Source organism: Arsenophonus nasoniae DSM 15247, from assembly GCF_000429565.1.
Lineage (GTDB): Bacteria > Pseudomonadota > Gammaproteobacteria > Enterobacterales > Enterobacteriaceae > Arsenophonus > Arsenophonus nasoniae.
In genome coordinates this window covers 12,487-29,856 of sequence record NZ_AUCC01000045.1, presented here as the reverse complement: position 1 = coordinate 29,856, position 17,370 = coordinate 12,487, and the positions used below count along the sequence as shown (strand labels likewise).

Sequence of the window (17,370 nt, the reverse complement as noted above, 5' to 3'; positions counted from 1 at the left end):
TGAGTCGGCGAGGTAATTGCCTCGATAATGCCGTGATGGAAAGATTTTTTAGGAGTTTAAAGACAGAAAGACTTAACCGTTTATCGTTTATGAATCATCAATCTGTTGTCTGTGAAGTTGAAAATTATATTCAGTTTTACAATTATTATCGACGCCATTCAACGATTGGTTATTTAACGCCACATCAAAAATATCATGAACTAAAAAATGCCGCTTAGATCTTCTACAGAATTTGTTGACCATTACAGACACTCCCAGCCGTCTTTCAAATGGACGAAATTCTTTATCATATGCGTCATCACATTGTTGGACTTAACTGTGGTCGTTGGGATTATATTTTTAGTTATATCAAAACGCTAAAAGAATACAGTGATCGTGTGCTACCGGATCGGCAGGTAGTAACAATGACACAACCTTTTTTAAATGCTTATTCTCGTTTACTGATTAGGACTTGCCATCGTCGTGGTGCCTTCGCTATGGGAGGAATGTCGGCTTTTATTCCATCTAAAGATCTAAAACAGAATGAAGAAGTTTGGGCGAAGGTTAAAGCAGATAAAGAATTAGAGGCTAAAAATGGTCATGATGGAACTTGGATTGCTCACCCTGCTTTAGCGGATATTGCAATCTCTGTTTTTAATGCAGAATTAGCGGGAAGAAAAAATCAACTAGATGTCATGCGTGAGAATGATGAATCTATTACAGCTGAACAGTTATTACAGCCTTGCTGTGGTGAGCGTACTGAAGAAGGGATGAGAGCAAATATTCGTATTGCGGTTCAATATATTGAAGCTTGGATTTCTGGTAATGGCTGCGTGCCTATCTATGGATTAATGGAAGATGCTGCAACGGCAGAAATTTCGCGTATTTCTATTTGGCAATGGATCCGTCATGAAAAACGATTATCTAATGGACAAAAAGTAACAAAAGAATTGTTCTTAGAGATGCTAGATGAAGAGTTACAGACTATTCAGCAAGAACTCGGTGATGTCCGTTTTCAACATGGCCGTTTTCGGGAAGCAGTGGAATTGATGATCTATATTACCACTCAGGATGAGTTGATCGAATTTTTGACCTTGGCGGGTTACCAACAACTTGACTGAAAGAAAAATATTTTGGCTATTTAATATCTAATTAACTCGTATGAGGGGAGATAAAAATGGTAACGACCAGATCACAACAGATTGCTCAACTGGAGGAAGAATGGCGCTCTTCTTCGCGTTGGAGAGGAATTATTCGCACTTATAATGCAGAAGATGTTGTCAAATTACGTGGTTCAATAAATCCCGATTATTTATTCGCGCGCAATGGTGCTGATAAGTTTTGGCAACTAATTAATGGGAAATCAAAAAAAGATTATGTCAATGCGCTAGGTGCATTAACAGGTGGTCAGGCGTTGCAGCAAGCTAAGGCTGGTATAGAGGCAGTTTACTTATCAGGTTGGCAAGTAGCAGCCGATGCCAATACGGCTGCGAATATGTATCCAGATCAATCGCTTTATCCTGTTGATTCAGTTCCTGAAGTTGTCAAACGAATTAATAATAGCTTTCGTCGAGCCGATCAAATTCAATGGGCAAATAATATAAATCCAGGTGATGCTAAATATATTGATTTTTTTCTACCAATTATTGCTGATGCGGAAGCGGGTTTTGGTGGCATATTGAATGCTTTTGAACTTATGAAAGCATTGATTGAGGCAGGCGCTGCGGCTGTGCATTTTGAAGATCAGCTCGCTGCTGCCAAAAAATGCGGCCATATGGGCGGCAAGGTATTGGTGCCGACACAAGAAGCTATACAAAAGTTAATTGCAGCACGTTTGGCCGCTGATGTTTGTGGTATTCCGACCGTTTTGATTGCTCGTACCGATGCTGAAGCGGCAGATTTACTGACCTCAAATAGCGATCCTTATGATGAAAAATTCATCATTAATGAACAGCGGACACCAGAGGGATTTTTTCGCACCCAGGCAGGAATTGAACAGGCTATTAGTCGCGGCTTAGCTTATGCGCTTTATGCTGATTTGATTTGGTGTGAGACATCAACCCCGGATTTAGATGCAGCTAAAATATTTGCCGAAGCTATTCATGCTAAATATCCTAATAAGTTGTTGGCTTATAACTGTTCTCCATCTTTCAATTGGAAGAAAAACTTAGACGATAAAACCATTGCCTGTTTTCAAAAAAAATTATCTGAAATGGGATATAAATTTCAATTTATTACCTTGGCTGGTATTCATAGTATGTGGTTTAACATGTTTGATTTAGCTTATGCATATGCTAAAGGTGAAGGAATGAGACATTATGTTGAGAAAATTCAGGAAAAGGAGTTTGCTGCTGCTAAGCAGGGTTACTCGTTTTCTTCCCATCAGCAGGAAGTTGGCACGGGTTATTTTGATCAAGTCACAACTATTATTCAAGGTGGAACTTCTTCTGTTACGGCACTGACCGGCTCAACTGAAGAACAGCAGTTTTAAACATATTGCTTATGTTACTTAGCCTGATGGATTTGATGCTAATAAAGCTTAATTTGTCGAAATGAGGGCGCTATTTATGACCTTAAGCTCAGCGGAGTTAATTGCCGAGACAATTTTACAAGGCTTTGATGCGCAGTATGGCCGTTTTTTGGAAGTAACATCAAGTGCCCAGCAACGTTTTGAGGATGCTGATTGGCACGGTATACAAGAAGCGATGAAAAAGCGAATTAATCTTTATGATCATCATGTTGATCTGGTTGTTAAACAACTTAGCCAGATGAATTTAACCGCTGAATTTACTAAGCAATTATTAGCTGAAATTAAGCAGCTATATATTAGACTATTAGAAGATTACCCACGTTTTGAAATTGCGGAAAGTTTTTTTAATTCAGTTTATTGTCGATTATTTCAGCATTGTGATCTGACACCAGATAATTTATTTATTTTTACTTCACAGCCAGTAAATCGTTTTTGTGATACCCCACGCCCACTATCCCGCTGTTTTTCTATTCATATGGGGCTTAAAAAAACAATAGAAAATATTTTAATAGATATTCCATTTCGTCTAGCTTGGGAAGATTTACCGAGAGATGTGAATTATATAGTTAACTATCTTAAAAGGACGTTTTCTGCTGAACAATTAGCTGGCGTCAAATTTGAGATAGCAAATGAATTATTTTATCGTAATAAAGCGGCTTGGGTAGTAGGTAAAATAATGATTGGCAAAATCGTTTATCCATTTTTATTGCCAATTCATAATAATGAGCAAGGTGGTATTTATGTTGATACTTGTCTGACTAATTATAACAATGCCAGTATTATATTTGGTTTTGCCCGTTCCTATTTTATGGTCTATGTTCCATTTCCTGCTGCCTTGGTTTTTTGGTTAAGGGATATTTTACCAGGGAAGTCGATTGCCGAATTGTATATGTCAATAGGTTGTCAGAAACATGGAAAAACTGAGTATTATCGAGAATATCTGGCTTTTATAAACTTTTCACAAGAGCAGTTTATTATTGCTCCTGGCATTAAAGGGATGGTAATGCTAGTTTTTACTTCACCTTCTTTTGGGCGAGTTTTTAAAGTGATTAAAGATCACTTTTTGCCACCAAAGCAAGTTACGCAGGAACGTGTAAGAGCATGCTATCGGATAGTTAAAGAGCATGATCGGGTTGGTAGAATGGCGGATACCCAAGAGTTTGAAAATTTTGTGATCGCTAAAAAACATATCAGTGAAGAATTGATGGCGGAACTATGGCGTGAAATACCCTCCAAACTTCAAGATTTAGGCGATAAGATTTTGATCCGTCATCTCTATATGGAACGAAAGATGATCCCGCTGAATATTTACACCGATCAAGTTAGGGGTGAAGAATTAAAATGGATCATTGAAGATTATGGTAATGCTATCAAACAATTAGCGGCGGCAAATATTTTTCCAGGTGATATGTTGTTTAAAAACTTTGGTGTTACTCGTCATAGACGAGTGGTTTTTTACGATTATGATGAAATTTGCTATATGACTGAAATGAATTTTCGTAAAATACCAGAACCGCTTTATCCGGAGCAGGAGATGGCTGACGAACCATGGTATAGTGTTGCTGAACATGATGTATTTCCAGAAGAGTTTCGCCATTTTCTTTGTAATGATCCTGTTATTAGAAAATATTTTGAAATGTACCATGCTGATCTATTTAGTACAGAATATTGGCAATCTTTACAAGAAAAAATATGTCAGGGGTACATAGCCGATGTTTTTGCTTACCCGGTAAAGCAAAGGTTTTGTCAACGCACATTTTAAGATCGGCAAGTATAGTTACCTATGTAATATAAATAGTATATCTAATTAATTGTTCAACATTAATTAACAAATTGGTAATTTAAGAAATTTTTAATGAATAGCGCCATATTCATGACTGATCTGTTTTGCTGCTTGTAAAATAGTACTACCTAATTCGTTAATGCGATCATTTGTAATCCGAGAACTCGGGCCTGAGATGGAAACGGCAGCAAAAACTTCTTGATATTCATCATAAATACAGGCACCAATACAACGTAGGCCTAAAGCATGTTCCTGATTATCATATGCAAATCCTTTTGTCCGGATATCGCTAAAATTTTCTTCGAGCGCTGAAGGTGAAGTTAGTGTATAAGGCGTGTATGCGTGTAATTTCTGTTTTTCTAGTAAAGGAAGTCGTTGTGATTTAGGTAAAGCAGCTAATAATGCTTTGCCTGCTCCAGAAGCATGCATAGGTAATTTGCCGCCAATGGGTGCAGACATTCTCATCAAAGCATTACATTGCACTTGATCGACAATCACTGCGTCATATTTTGTCCGATCTAAGATAGCAAGATTTACTGTTTCACCAGATTCTTCCATTAATTTCCGCAAGATTGGATGCACAGTCGCTAAGAAATTACGATTTTTTAGGAAACCACTACCAATAATGAATGCGTTTGCAGCAATTACCCATAACCCGAGCTCACCGATTTGACGTATGAAACCATGCTGTTTCAATGTTTCTAATAAGCGATGGGTTGTTGAGTTCGCAAACCCTGCTTGAGTCGCTAAATCAGTCAGTGATACCCCACCTACTGAGGTAGAAATGTATTTTAATAGAGTCAAGCCTCGACTTAATGATTGAACTTGCGAGGCTGATGACAAGTTATTATTAGAGGTTTTAATTTTGTTTTTGTTGTTATTTATTGTTGTTTTGTTCATCGTATTAGCGTTCCCAATTAGAATAAATTTCTATTTATTATGAACGAAATAGGAATAAATTCTCATCGGAGGAGTTGGTTTTTTGTTAGACAAAAATTTTTTACTGAATCATATCTATTCGAAAATCCTATTTTTTAGCTAAATATAATTATTGTTGAATAATAATTAGCTAAATTTTTTTATTGATCTATTAATAATGTTAGTCAGACATAAAATAAAATATTTATAATTTTAATATAATCATTTAATTAAATTTTTTTACTAAATTAGTGGACTTGAGCAGATTATTAAATAGTCGTTTTCTAGTATTATTCGTATTTTAATAAGTTATTATTCTTATTAGGGAAAATATAATATATTTTATTGAAATTAATTTCTAAGAAGATGTAAATGAGTAATATAAATATCATTGATGGTATTAAAAGTTTTTTTAGTTCTACAGCTAATGTGAAAAATAAAGCAGAACAGTCAGCAACAGCAAATAAATTTGATAAGTTATCTATAGCCATGGAAAAATGGCGTGATCCGTCTGATAAAGATGAAATTGAGCAACATTTGCAAACTTTGTCCCATCAACAATCTATTGATAATACCGAAACGGTTTATGCTAAACTATCAGCATTTATTAGGCTTGCTACATTGGCAGGTGAAACACATCGGCATGATTTTAAAATACAACTTTCTCCATATTTGGATATGTCAAGCCTTGACACCTATAATGGTTTTAGTCAAATAACTATATCGGTAAAAGATGTATTGAATAAGGAATCTATTTGGTTTGGTGATCCGATGTATGAGTTATTTTGTGCAATGAAGGTGCCTTTAACCAATTCTTCTGAATACTTGGCTACCAAAAGTAGTATGTCAGAAGACGAGCTCCATTCTTTTATGCAGAAAGAGTTGGCATTGGTTATCGATAATAATGATCCGCAAAGTTTTAGGCTGCACGGAATTGAAGACAAAAATCAAGAACGTTTAGATATCGCTAAATTTTCTTTAGAGGTGCGGCAAAAAATGATGAAAAATAAGCCGTTCTTGCAATCTTTTATTATGGCAAAAATGAAATGTTTTGATTATTTTTCTGCTACTGCTTCATCTTTATCATCATTTTTTCTGAACTGGCTTGTCATAATTCTCTTGAAATGGCACAAAATTTGAAGGGTGAATTTGATAAAGTTAGGGAGAATACCGAGCAAACCTTATTTAATTTATTTAATCAGAAAAATATAGATACAGAAAATATTATTGAACATTGTAATACTCTAATGAAGAAAATATAGTATTTTTATTGATGATTTAAATTTTTTACCAAAAAGAGCATTCATTTATGAATGTTCTTTTTAGTTTATATTTTAGGTTATTGAACATAGCATTAGCTCCATATCGTGCAAATTTATTTTCATTTTAAATGAATCAGCGTAAAACAATAATTTGTGATTATTTATTACTGTGAAATTTGTTTTTTATAAAAATTTGGCTTTTAAATGTAAATGCCATTTTATTTATATCTGTAAAATAGTTAGGCCGAGTATTTTTATTTACAGGGACAACTATTTTTAAGGATATATTTATGAACATTTTTTCTGTCCGTTTTAGAAATTTTTTGCATACTCAATCTACACATATAGATAAAGCATCACAAGATTTGATGCATAATAATGATGAATTATCACAATTGTTAAAAAATTGGTTTTCATTGAACAATCAATGCATTATTGATAAAAAAATACAAGAAAAAATAGAACAAGAGATTAAACAAGAAAAATTACATTTATATCAATCAAACTGGGATAATTCTATACCAGCGCCTAGAGTCGTTTATGAGAAGATTTTTGCCTTAATAGAGTTTGTCAAAGAAAAGAAGGTAAAATTTCAGTTAGAAATAATTAATAATAATGAAGTGATTTTTTCAGTAGGTAATCTATTTAGCCATAAATTTACTATCTTTTCTGATCCGATGGTTGAATTACATAATGCATTAAAGATACCTTTAATTAATGGTTCTCAATATTTAGATATCGGGAGTAATGTAGGAAAAGAGCAGATTTTGCAATTTATGCAGGATAATGTTAAGTTGACTATTAATAATGAAAAAAAAAGAGGATTTGATATTACAGGTGTTACAGAAGGTAATCAAGAACGTTTAGGGATAGAAGAATTTTCTTCAGAAATACTAAATAACTTATCTGAAGATAAAGAATTATTGCATACCTATATTAGGGCTAAAATGAAGTGTTTTGATTATTTTAGTAATATAATTTCATCTTTAACTGAATTCCAGCAGCAATCATTTATAGCTAATGAAGAAGAACAAGATATAGCTATGAAATTAAAACTACATTTTAATAACATGAGAAATGAAACAGAAAATTTTTTATCTTATCAGTTAAAACAAAATCCAACCATATTTGCAGAATACTATAATATTATTATGGATAAATAATTATTTATTTCTTAGCCCTCTGTAAAAAGAGGGTTTTTATATTTCATTGATTATGATTAACTAGAGCGATCTAATATTTCAATTGCTCTACCAATCTTAAGAATTTTTTTAATAAATTTTTCTAATTATTTACTAATAAAAACTCTTTTAGTAACAGAATAGTATTATATTACCATTGAATTTAATTAAGATTTGAATATATTTAACGATGTCATTAAGACTATTTAAATCGCCAGATATATTAACTAAAAAAATCAAATATTAGCATATAATAAAAAATATTTTGCTTAATTTTTGCCATTCTCTCATTATTATTAATTGTTAGTAGCTTATCAATTTCTGATTTGATTGCATAATGTTTGAATTATTTAGAAAATTAAATGAAATCAATGGAAGGAAAGAAAAATTTCCTTTTTTATTGAGTTAGCCAGTTTATCAGCAAAAATCCAGTAAATAGTTTAGTAAATTTGGGCATGATAATGAGTATTAGTAAATAAGGGATGTAAAAGGGATAAAATATATTTAATCCAATTGTGTTGAATGTGATTTTGTTTTAAAAATGTAAAAATATTATTAACGTTTTCTATTTTGTAATATAGTTTCTATCCTCGAGTTTTTGGTTCAAATCAATATTTGGATAGTGAACTTAATGAAAAAAGAATTATTTATAACTTGCTTGATATTATTCAATTTTTCGTTGGCAAAGAGTGATGTCTTGCCACAAATTGACATGAATATAGCAAATAATACGCAATCCGTTGAACAAGAGAAAAACGACTCATTTGGGCAACAATTAAAAAAAGCTTCTCAAGGTGAGATGAACGCCATAATGAATGTTGCAATAACTTATCTTTATGGCTCCAAAGATATACAAGAAGACATTGGCAAAGCTAGTTTTTGGTTCGAAAAAGCAATTAAAGAAGGCAATAGTGATGCTTTTTATTATATGGGAGTGATTAATCAAAGAAAAAAAGATTATAAAGCTGCCATAACCTGGTTGCAGCGAGGCGCAAACAAAGGTGATCCTTATGCTCAATCTGGTTTAGGTTATATGTATACTGTCGGATTAGGCGTAGATAAAGATTATAAACAAGCTAAAAACTGGTATGAAAAAGCCGCTTTGCAGCAGGATGCTTATGCGCAATTTGTTCTGGGATATTTATACCAGAATGGATTTGGTGTTAGTCAAAATTATAACAAAGCCAAAGAGTGGTATGAGAAAAGCGCTGATTTAGGTGATTTAGGCGCATTGAATAATTTAGCCCAGATTTATGAGAAAGGCTATGGGGTCAAAAAAAATCCGGCTTATGCCATTGAATTGTATCGGCGCGCAGCATATAGCGGTGATGCTATTGCTCAATATAATATGGGATTTATTTATGATGATGGAGAGTATTTAGAAAAAAATAATTATCAGGCTTTTTATTGGTATAAGCGAGCCGCAGAACAAGGACATATCGATGCTCAGTATCATCTTGCCGAATTTTATCAACATGGCTACGGAGTAGAGCAGAATGCTATTTTAGCTAGGCAGTGGTATGAGGTATTAGCGAATGCTGGCTATGCTGATGCAAGTATGAAAGTTGCTTATTATTATGAAAAAGGTATTGGTATAAAGAAAGATCTTATTAAAGCGGCGGAATTGTATCAGATCATGGCAAATAGTGGTGAAGCTGAAGCGCAATACCGATTGGCGCAACTTTATTTAGTTGGGCAAGGTATTAATAAGCAGCCTAAAAATGCATTTAGCTTAATGCAAAAAGCGGCACAAAAAATACCACAGGCAAAAAATCAGCTGGGACTTTTTTATTTATATGGCATAGGTACTGAAAAAAACCCACAAAAAGCCAGTGAACTGTTTTTATCTGCTGCCTATAGACAAGAGAGCGATGCACAAAATAATTTAGCGGTATTATACGCTACCGGTCAGGGAATAAGAAAAAATATTTTTCGCGCTATTATGTGGTTTGCAACTGCGGCAAAGCTTAATAATGCCACTGCGAAAGAAAATCTTAAACAACTACAAACGAGTTCAGTTATGAAGTCAACAGATTTGAAATTATCAGAAAAATATGACTAAGTAACTTTTGATTGGCAAAGTCAATCTCACCGTTCCGTTTGTCATTTTAAGCAGTGATGATATCTCGGTTATTCAAAAAGATTTTTATGCAATTTTTGAATAATCGTCTCTGCTTCTTTATCGGATACCAGAAGACAAATATTATGACTACTCGCCCCATAACAGATCATACGAATATTATATGTTGCTAGTGCGCTAAAAATTTTACTTCCTAAACCATTTATTTGCGATAAGCTGTTACCAATAATGGCAACGAGTGCTAATCCTTCCTCAACATCTACACGGCATAATTTGGCTAATTCTGTCATTAAAGTCTCAGTTAATAGGTTGCCATTGGTGGAGGTAGAGCCGGTAGTATCCAGGGTTAAAGCGATACTAACTTCAGATGTAGTAATGAGATCAACAGAAATATGATGTTGCGACAATAGCGTGAATATCTCAGCAAGAAACCCGCGAGCGTGGAGCATTTTCAGGCTATGCAAAGTAAGGAGCGTCTGTTTTCGCCGTATCGTTAACGCTCGAAATTGAGGCAGTTTCTCAGTACTGGTGCAGATATAAGTGCCACCTTTTTCCGGCATTTGGCTTGAGCCAACAAAGACGGGTATTTCTGCTCGAATAGCGGGTAATAATGTTGATGGATGTAAGATTTTAGCGCCAAATATAGCCATTTCTGCTGCTTCGTTAAAAGTGATAGCGCTAATTGATTTGGCACTAGCAACAATACGCGGATCGGTCGTATAGATACCGGCTACATCCGTCCAGATATCAACCTGGGAAAAGGATAGCGCTTCTGCAATTAGTGCGGCAGTGTAATCGCTACCTCCGCGCCCTAATGTTGTTGTCCGGCCTGCCATATCTTGGCCAATAAAACCTTGAGTCACAATCAGGCTTTCATGCAGCTTAGGTTGTAAATATTTATCTGCTAGTCGTTTTAATAGTTGCTGATTAGGTTCGGCTTTACCAAATTTATCATTGGTCTTCATAATATTACGAACATCAAACCAGGTTGCGTTTACGCCATTCTGACGTAGAATTTCAACAAATAGGTAGCTTGACATCAGTTCACCATAGCTAACAATTTCATCAATCTGTCGGGCAATAAGTGGATATTGTGTCGTGACTTCAGATAAACTAGTGAGTCTTGCTAATAAATTGTCAATGATTGGCTGAATATTAGAGGGGTTACCTAGACGATTAATTATCGTATATTGGCGCTGACGAATTTGTTTTAATAGTGCTTTACGTCTATTGTCATTACACGCTTCAGTAAGTTTGAGCAATAGATTGGTAATATTTGCTGAAGCTGAAAGCACAACAATCCGCACATTTTTATTGGTAATAACGATATCCGCACTTTTACACATGGTATCAAAATTAGCGACACTGGTACCACCAAACTTGGCAACAATAAATTTTTTATTTGCGGAGGCGGTGGAAACTGCGCACATAATGCTATCTCCATGTATTTGAATAGCGAACAATTAATCTACCAGTATCGGGTTATTGCCTGAAGGTCAATTTATTTTTAGCAAAATCAATAATTTTTATAATGCCAAGAAGATTATCAATTTTATCAATATTCTATTAATGATGCGTGGCTGCAATTAAATTAACCAGCGGATGGCATTAAAAGAAGTGAAATTGCTAGAGCGAATGAGTTACTATCCAATCATTGGTAGTTGTAAATCTGATTTGAAGAAAGATAGAGAGTATTTCAATGGAAAACATTAATCCAAGTCTAACAGCAGCATGGCGCGAATTAGAACAACATTATCAAACAGTAAAAGATATCCATCTGCGTGATCTTTTTGTTAATGATGCTGACCGTTTTGCTAAGTTTTCACTAACTTTTAATAACCAGATCTTGGTTGATTTTTCTAAAAATCGTATAACTGATGATACATTGCGTAAATTACTGGATTTAGCAAAAGAAACAAAATTAAGCATCGCAATTAACAGCATGTTCTCTGGAGAGAAAATTAATAGAACAGAAGATAGAGCCGTTTTGCATATTGCTTTACGTAATCGTAGCAATAGCCCGATAAAGCTTGATGGTTTTGATATTATGCCACAAGTTAATGCTGTGTTAGATAAAATGCGTTGTTTCAGTGAGCGTGTTATTAATGGTGACTGGAAAGGTTATACTGGTCAAGCAATAACAGATGTCGTTAATATCGGTATTGGTGGTTCTGATCTAGGCCCATATATGGTGACAGAAGCACTCAAGCCTTACAAAAATCATTTAAATATGCATTTTGTTTCCAATGTAGATGCCAGTCATATTGCTGAAACACTGCAAAAAATTAAACCTGAAACAACATTATTTTTGATTGCCTCTAAAACTTTTACCACCCAAGAGACAATGACTAATGCCCTGACTGCCCGAAAATGGTTTTTAGATGTTGCAGAGGATGAGAGTCAGATCGCAAAACATTTTGTGGCTTTATCAACCAATGAACAACAGGTGGCCAAATTTGGCATCGATACCCAAAATATGTTTGAATTCTGGGATTGGGTTGGTGGCCGTTATTCATTGTGGTCTGCTATTGGCCTCTCGATTGTTCTTTCCATCGGATTTAATAATTTTGAGCAATTACTAAGCGGTGCTCATGCAATGGATCGTCATTTTGCTGAGACGACTTTTGAGCATAATATTCCGGTAATATTAGCGTTAATCGGTATTTGGTATAATAATTTTTTCGCTACTGAGACTGAGGCCATTTTACCTTATGATCAATATTTACATCGTTTTGCGGCTTATTTTCAACAAGGCAATATGGAATCAAATGGTAAATATGTTGATCGTAATGGCGAAAAAGTGAATTATCAAACGGGGCCTATCATTTGGGGTGAACCAGGAACTAATGGTCAGCATGCTTTTTATCAGTTGATCCATCAAGGTACCAAACTTATTCCTTGTGATTTCATTGCGCCTGCGATTAGTCATAATCCATTAAGTGATCACCATAACAAATTAATGTCTAATTTTTTTGCTCAAACAGAAGCGTTAGCATTTGGCAAAAATCGGCTTGAAGTGGACGAAGAATTTAAAGCTGCCGGCCAAGATCCGGCTAAAATGGCCAATGTTGCACTTTATAAAGTTTTCCAAGGTAATCGCCCAACTAACTCTATTCTTGTTAATCAAATTACGCCATATACGTTAGGCGCTTTGATTGCGATGTATGAACACAAGATCTTTGTGCAAGGTGCTATATTGAATATTTTTAGTTTTGACCAATGGGGCGTCGAACTAGGTAAGCAATTAGCCGGTCGTATTCTACCTGAGTTGGCAACTCAGGCTGAAATTGATAGTCATGACACCTCTACCAATGGATTGATTAATTGTTTTAAAGCTTGGCGCCAATAATTTTTTAACAAAGCTAGTAACAGCAGGTTTTGGTTATAGTAAATAAACTGCCAGATAGATCACTTCTTGCTAATATAAAGATTGCAAAATTAATAAAAATTTTGCAATCAGGGATAACTTTTTATATAAATTAGCAGATTCTATCATTTCATTCATTATCAGCATGATATCTTCTATTTTTAATTTCCAGATAGAATGAGAGAAGTATTCTATGGGCGTAGCTGTAAAAATAAACCATATAAATAATAAGTCACTTTTTTGCAATCAACCGATTAAGTGGCTTGCGGCGCAAGAAATTAATGTACCGGATCCAATATATAATTGGTTAACCGAATTAGATTCAATGACTCAACGTCTGGCACGCTATTGTCAGCAAGTCACTGTAAAACCTTATCAAGAAGGTTTTATTCTATTAGATAGTCAGAACGAAGAAGCTCAACTTTTGCCTAATAGTCAACGCTATTGGTTACGTGAAGTTGTGCTTTTTGGTGATGGTTGCCCATGGTTATATGGGCGGACAGTGATCCCAGAAGAGACATTAACGGGTCCAGAACGCAAATTAATAAATTTAGGCAATGTGCCATTAGGGCACCATCTATTTAGTGGAAATAATTTAACTCGTGATTATATTAATTTAGGTATACAGAATAATTGTTGGGTAAGGCGTTCGTTGTTAAGGTTATCGGCTAAACCTTTACTATTAACAGAGCTTTTTTTGCCAGATTCACCTATCTATACGAAATAATAAGGAGACAAATAGATTGGCAGGGCAAATGACGTTGAAATTGAATAAATGGCGCGCCTATTTTCGCTTAATGCGTCTTGATAAACCGATAGGTATTTTACTATTACTATGGCCTACTTATTGGGCATTATGGATAGCAAGCCGAGGGTTACCAGATCTTTTTATTTTGTTAATTTTTACTGTGGGTGTCTTTTTGATGCGTGCGGCTGGTTGTGTTATTAATGATTTTGCAGATAGAAAATTTGATGGTTATGTTGCAAGAACCAGAGAGCGTCCTCTGCCAAATGGTGATGTAACAGAAAAAGAAGCTAAGACACTATTTTTATCATTGATCATTATTGCATTTATATTGGTCTTGACCTTAAATAAGATGGCAATTTGGTTATCGGTGATTGGGTTGTTATTAGCTTGGATTTATCCATTTATCAAACGATTTAGCCATTTTCCCCAGATTGTGCTGGGTGCTGCGTTTGGTTGGTCAATTCCAATGGCGTATGCAGCAGTTAGTAAGTCCTTACATTTGGAGTGCTGGTTATTATTTCTGGTTAATATCATTTGGTCTGTTGTTTATGATACCCAGTATGCGATGGTTGATCGCAATGATGATATAAAAATTGGGATAAAATCAACCGCAATTATTTTTGCTCATTTTGATAAATTGATTATTGGTATTTTACAATTAGCTATGATTCTGGTGTTATTTTATATAGGGCAACAGCTAGATTTAGGGGTGCCTTATTATGCCAGTTTGATATTTGTGTTAGTCTTATTTATCCATCAACAAAAACTCATTGCCAGTCGTCAACCTGCATTATGTTTTAAAGCATTTATGAATAACAATTATGTGGGGTTGGTTTTATTTATTGGCATCCTATTAAATTATTTTTAATTATAAAAAAGGATAATCTAGAGTGATTATCCTAAATGATTTTGGTCGATTTCAATCTAAATTCTTTTTACGTTACTATATTGATATGAAAATAATTTATTTAGACAATGGCTCATGAGTAACGTGTTTGACTCCTTCAATGGTTAAACAAACCTCAGGAGATATTAACTTAGCGATAATTCGATAAAGTCGTTGTACATTCGCGCTGATAATCGCATCGCCTTCTCTATTAATATAACCTTCCTGTTTTAATGTATTTACCAGAGTGGAGAAAACTGCTTTATCAAAGAATTCAGGTGCGTTGATACCATGGAGTACCGATAGACGCTGAGCGAGAATACGGCTCTCTTTTTCTAGTATTCCTCGACTAATTGCAGGGATTGTACTAAGTAGCGAAAGTGTAATTGCATAGCGCTGTAGCGTTTCTTTAATACCAGCTGCTAAAAGCTGAAGAGGGCGAATACGAGCTGGATTGATAGTTACAAAACCTTCTGCTGTTAATAGTATTAGTTGCTGGCGTGCCAATTCATCCAACAGAATATCGATCGATTCAGGCAATTCTTGCATGCTATATCGCATGAAGAGTTCTGCTCTTAGGAATGGATAGATAAGTGCAACTTGATAACCAATCTCCTGACGTTGAACATTTTCATTATGTAATACGATATTGGCTACCAAAGAAGGCAAAACCAATAAATGCATAATATTATTTCGATAATAAGTCATCAATACTGCATTTTCACGTGGTAATACCACAATATCGCCCATACTGTCATGCTCAACTTCAAACTTATCCAATTCCAATGCGTCTGCTAACAATTGATCGGCAGTTTTATTAGGTGTTGTGCTATCATCACTATAAGGCACATTCCTTAATAGTTGCAGGTAACATTCTATTTGTTCAATCAGTTGTTCTCGGGTTAATGCACGCTGGCGTGAAGCTAATAAAGCTGTTGAACATAGATTGACCGCATTGGCAGCAGCGGCATTGTTAATTCTAACCATGATTTTATTAGCTAGCCGAGTCACGGTTGAATTTAACCATGTTGGACGTTGAGGCTCAATATCATCGATAGATTGGCGCCACTCTGGGACATGTTTATTTAAATATTGCGTTAGTGCAATCGGTTGACCAAAATTAACATAACCCTGTCCTAGTCTACGTAACTTGCGTAGACCTCTTAACATGGAAAAAAAGCCTTCTTTCTCTTTTGCTGCACCTTTTAGTTCCTTAGCGTAGGTAGCAACTTCCAATACATGCTCATAACCGATGTAAATAGGGACAATAGTAATTGGACGGGAATCACCTCGTAGCATTGCTTGTAGGGTCATTGACAGCGTGCCAGTCTTTGGTTCCAGTAGTCGGCCTGTGCGAGAGCGGCCGCCTTCAACAAAATATTCAATTGAATAACCACGAGCAAACAGTTCACTGAGATACTCACGAAATATGGTGGAGTAAAGTTTATTGCCCTTGAAAGAGCGGCGAATGAAAAAAGCCCCTAAGTGACGAAAAATTGGACCTGCAGGCCAGAAATTAAGATTGATACCTGCGGCAATATGAGGAGGAACTAAGCCTTGATGATAAAGTACGTAAGAAAGTAATAGGTAATCCATGTGACTACGATGAGAAGGAATATAGACAATTTCATGGCCATCTTGCGCTAATTGGCGCACACGCTCGGCATGTTGCACATTAATTCCTTGATAGAGCCGATTCCAAGTCCAACTCAGTACGCGGTCAGTAATACGGATCGCTTCATAGGAAAAATTAGCGGCAATTTCTTCCATCATGGCAATCGCATTATGTTTTGCCTTCTCAAGAGAGATTTTTTTTGCTTTAACCTCATCTTCAACTGCTTTTTCAATCGCTTTTGAAGTTAACAGCTTCTTGAATAGATCGTGGCGAACAGGTAGCTTGGGGCCAACTGCTGCTAATCGTTGCCGTGAATAGTGAATGCGGGCGACTCGAGCAAGTTTGTTGGCAATAGTTTTATCAGTACCATATTCGCTAGCCATTTGGCGTAAAGAGACAGTAGGTGAAAAACGAACAAAACTGTCACGTCCTAACCAGATAACGGCAAAGAATTTTTGGATACCATTAAGTAGACGTAATGGTGGTGCTGGTGAGTGGCCTTCTCGACCAGGCGCTCGACCGAACATCACTGATACGGGTAGCATCTGAATGTTTAGTTCGGGATTATGGCAATGAAGATCAAGATAAGCAGTAAATGTTTTTACTGAGTCTTTACGTGGATCTGGCGAATAATAACGAAAGACACGCGGGCCATCATCGATAAAGACATAAGCAGGTAATTTAATTTCGTCTATTTCAATCGGATCGAGTGGATCAGGTAAGCCAATAGAACAACATTGTTGACGTAACGTCAATAAGTCCGTTTTAGAATGATAAGGTAATACATATAGAAAAGGACGTGTCGTATCAAGATGCAATTCCTTCATTGGATCTGCTGGTATGAGCTTACTTTTTACCAATAATTTCATTGGTAAATCTAATAGATTATAGTAAATTTTACGCCAAAATGACATAGGTGAGCGATAGCCTCTTATTAGAATCCTACCCAAGCATATCAGAAATAGTAATTAATATCTGTTTAAAAGATAATAATTATACTAAATCCCATATATAACTGTAT

At 35.3% G+C, this 17,370-nt stretch carries 12 protein-coding genes and 1 pseudogene; 10 read left to right on the top strand and 3 right to left on the bottom strand.

The genetic code is table 11. The features are described 5' to 3' along the window. From G468_RS22925 to aceK, 4 genes and pseudogenes are all read left to right on the top strand, one after another. On the top strand, positions 1–218 hold a 218-nt coding region (locus tag G468_RS22925), incomplete at its 5' end, for an integrase core domain-containing protein (RefSeq protein WP_155846987.1). 24 nt (positions 219–242) lie between these two features. Beyond that, positions 243–1,100 (top strand): annotated as a pseudogene (locus G468_RS20505) (malate synthase); the annotation flags it as partial. Between the two features lie 56 nt (positions 1,101–1,156). Next, the gene (aceA, locus tag G468_RS0110355) at positions 1,157–2,470 is read left to right on the top strand and encodes an isocitrate lyase (protein ID WP_026823064.1); all 1,314 of its coding nucleotides are present in this window, start codon (positions 1,157–1,159) and stop codon (positions 2,468–2,470) included. A 76-nt stretch (positions 2,471–2,546) separates the two neighbouring features. Beyond that, positions 2,547–4,271 (top strand): bifunctional isocitrate dehydrogenase kinase/phosphatase, encoded by a 1,725-nt coding sequence (gene aceK, locus G468_RS0110350; RefSeq protein ID WP_026823063.1) that lies wholly within the window; start codon positions 2,547–2,549, stop codon positions 4,269–4,271. Positions 4,272–4,361: 90 nt separating this feature from the next. Here the strand turns inward: aceK and iclR are convergent, their stop codons facing one another. Beyond that, the gene (gene iclR / locus G468_RS0110345; RefSeq protein ID WP_026823062.1) at positions 4,362–5,192 is read right to left on the bottom strand and encodes a glyoxylate bypass operon transcriptional repressor IclR; all 831 of its coding nucleotides are present in this window, start codon (positions 5,190–5,192) and stop codon (positions 4,362–4,364) included. 390 nt (positions 5,193–5,582) lie between these two features. Here iclR and G468_RS0110340 point away from each other — a divergent pair, with 390 nt between their 5' ends. The 3 genes from G468_RS0110340 to G468_RS20500 all read left to right on the top strand — a co-directional run bounded on the left by G468_RS0110340 (position 5,583) and on the right by G468_RS20500 (position 9,715). Then, positions 5,583–6,350: a hypothetical protein gene (locus G468_RS0110340; RefSeq protein ID WP_026823061.1), complete on the top strand. Its 768-nt coding sequence runs from the start codon at positions 5,583–5,585 to the stop codon at positions 6,348–6,350. Between the two features lie 412 nt (positions 6,351–6,762). Next, positions 6,763–7,635: a hypothetical protein gene (locus tag G468_RS0110330; protein ID WP_026823060.1), complete on the top strand. Its 873-nt coding sequence runs from the start codon at positions 6,763–6,765 to the stop codon at positions 7,633–7,635. A 649-nt stretch (positions 7,636–8,284) separates the two neighbouring features. Next, positions 8,285–9,715, top strand: coding sequence for a tetratricopeptide repeat protein (locus G468_RS20500; protein WP_051297041.1), 1,431 nt, complete (start codon positions 8,285–8,287; stop codon positions 9,713–9,715). Between the two features lie 68 nt (positions 9,716–9,783). Here G468_RS20500 and lysC read toward each other — a convergent pair whose 3' ends face one another. Next, positions 9,784–11,163: a lysine-sensitive aspartokinase 3 gene (lysC, locus tag G468_RS0110320; protein WP_026823059.1), complete on the bottom strand. Its 1,380-nt coding sequence runs from the start codon at positions 11,161–11,163 to the stop codon at positions 9,784–9,786. A 269-nt stretch (positions 11,164–11,432) separates the two neighbouring features. Here lysC and pgi point away from each other — a divergent pair, with 269 nt between their 5' ends. From pgi to ubiA, 3 genes are all read left to right on the top strand, one after another. Then, a complete protein-coding gene (gene pgi / locus G468_RS0110315) occupies positions 11,433–13,082 on the top strand; it encodes a glucose-6-phosphate isomerase (RefSeq protein WP_026823058.1) in 1,650 nt (549 codons plus the stop codon). A gap of 211 nt (positions 13,083–13,293) precedes the next feature. Beyond that, positions 13,294–13,827 carry a chorismate lyase gene (ubiC, locus tag G468_RS0110310; RefSeq protein ID WP_034249744.1) on the top strand — a complete coding sequence of 178 codons (534 nt, stop codon included), beginning with the start codon at positions 13,294–13,296 and terminating at the stop codon, positions 13,825–13,827. Between the two features lie 28 nt (positions 13,828–13,855). After that, entirely contained in the window at positions 13,856–14,716 is an 861-nt protein-coding gene (gene ubiA, locus G468_RS0110305; protein ID WP_034249747.1) for a 4-hydroxybenzoate octaprenyltransferase, read from the top strand. A gap of 96 nt (positions 14,717–14,812) precedes the next feature. On the opposite strand, the gene plsB is transcribed toward ubiA, so the two are convergent. After that, entirely contained in the window at positions 14,813–17,263 is a 2,451-nt protein-coding gene (plsB, locus tag G468_RS0110300; RefSeq protein WP_026823055.1) for a glycerol-3-phosphate 1-O-acyltransferase PlsB, read from the bottom strand. Positions 17,264–17,370 lie beyond the last annotated feature (107 nt).

Excerpts from the sequence above, each read along its gene's own strand:
- ubiA (WP_034249747.1), top strand. The coding sequence starts at position 13,856 with ATGACGTTGAAATTGAATAAATGGCGCGCCTATTTTCGCTTAATGCGT.
- lysC (WP_026823059.1), bottom strand. The coding sequence starts at position 11,163 with ATGTGCGCAGTTTCCACCGCCTCCGCAAATAAAAAATTTATTGTTGCC.
- aceK (WP_026823063.1), top strand. The coding sequence starts at position 2,547 with ATGACCTTAAGCTCAGCGGAGTTAATTGCCGAGACAATTTTACAAGGC.
- G468_RS0110340 (WP_026823061.1), top strand. The coding sequence starts at position 5,583 with ATGAGTAATATAAATATCATTGATGGTATTAAAAGTTTTTTTAGTTCT.
- G468_RS20500 (WP_051297041.1), top strand. The coding sequence starts at position 8,285 with ATGAAAAAAGAATTATTTATAACTTGCTTGATATTATTCAATTTTTCG.
- ubiC (WP_034249744.1), top strand. The coding sequence starts at position 13,294 with ATGGGCGTAGCTGTAAAAATAAACCATATAAATAATAAGTCACTTTTT.
- plsB (WP_026823055.1), bottom strand. The coding sequence starts at position 17,263 with ATGTCATTTTGGCGTAAAATTTACTATAATCTATTAGATTTACCAATG.
- G468_RS0110330 (WP_026823060.1), top strand. The coding sequence starts at position 6,763 with ATGAACATTTTTTCTGTCCGTTTTAGAAATTTTTTGCATACTCAATCT.
- pgi (WP_026823058.1), top strand. The coding sequence starts at position 11,433 with ATGGAAAACATTAATCCAAGTCTAACAGCAGCATGGCGCGAATTAGAA.
- iclR (WP_026823062.1), bottom strand. The coding sequence starts at position 5,192 with ATGAACAAAACAACAATAAATAACAACAAAAACAAAATTAAAACCTCT.
- aceA (WP_026823064.1), top strand. The coding sequence starts at position 1,157 with ATGGTAACGACCAGATCACAACAGATTGCTCAACTGGAGGAAGAATGG.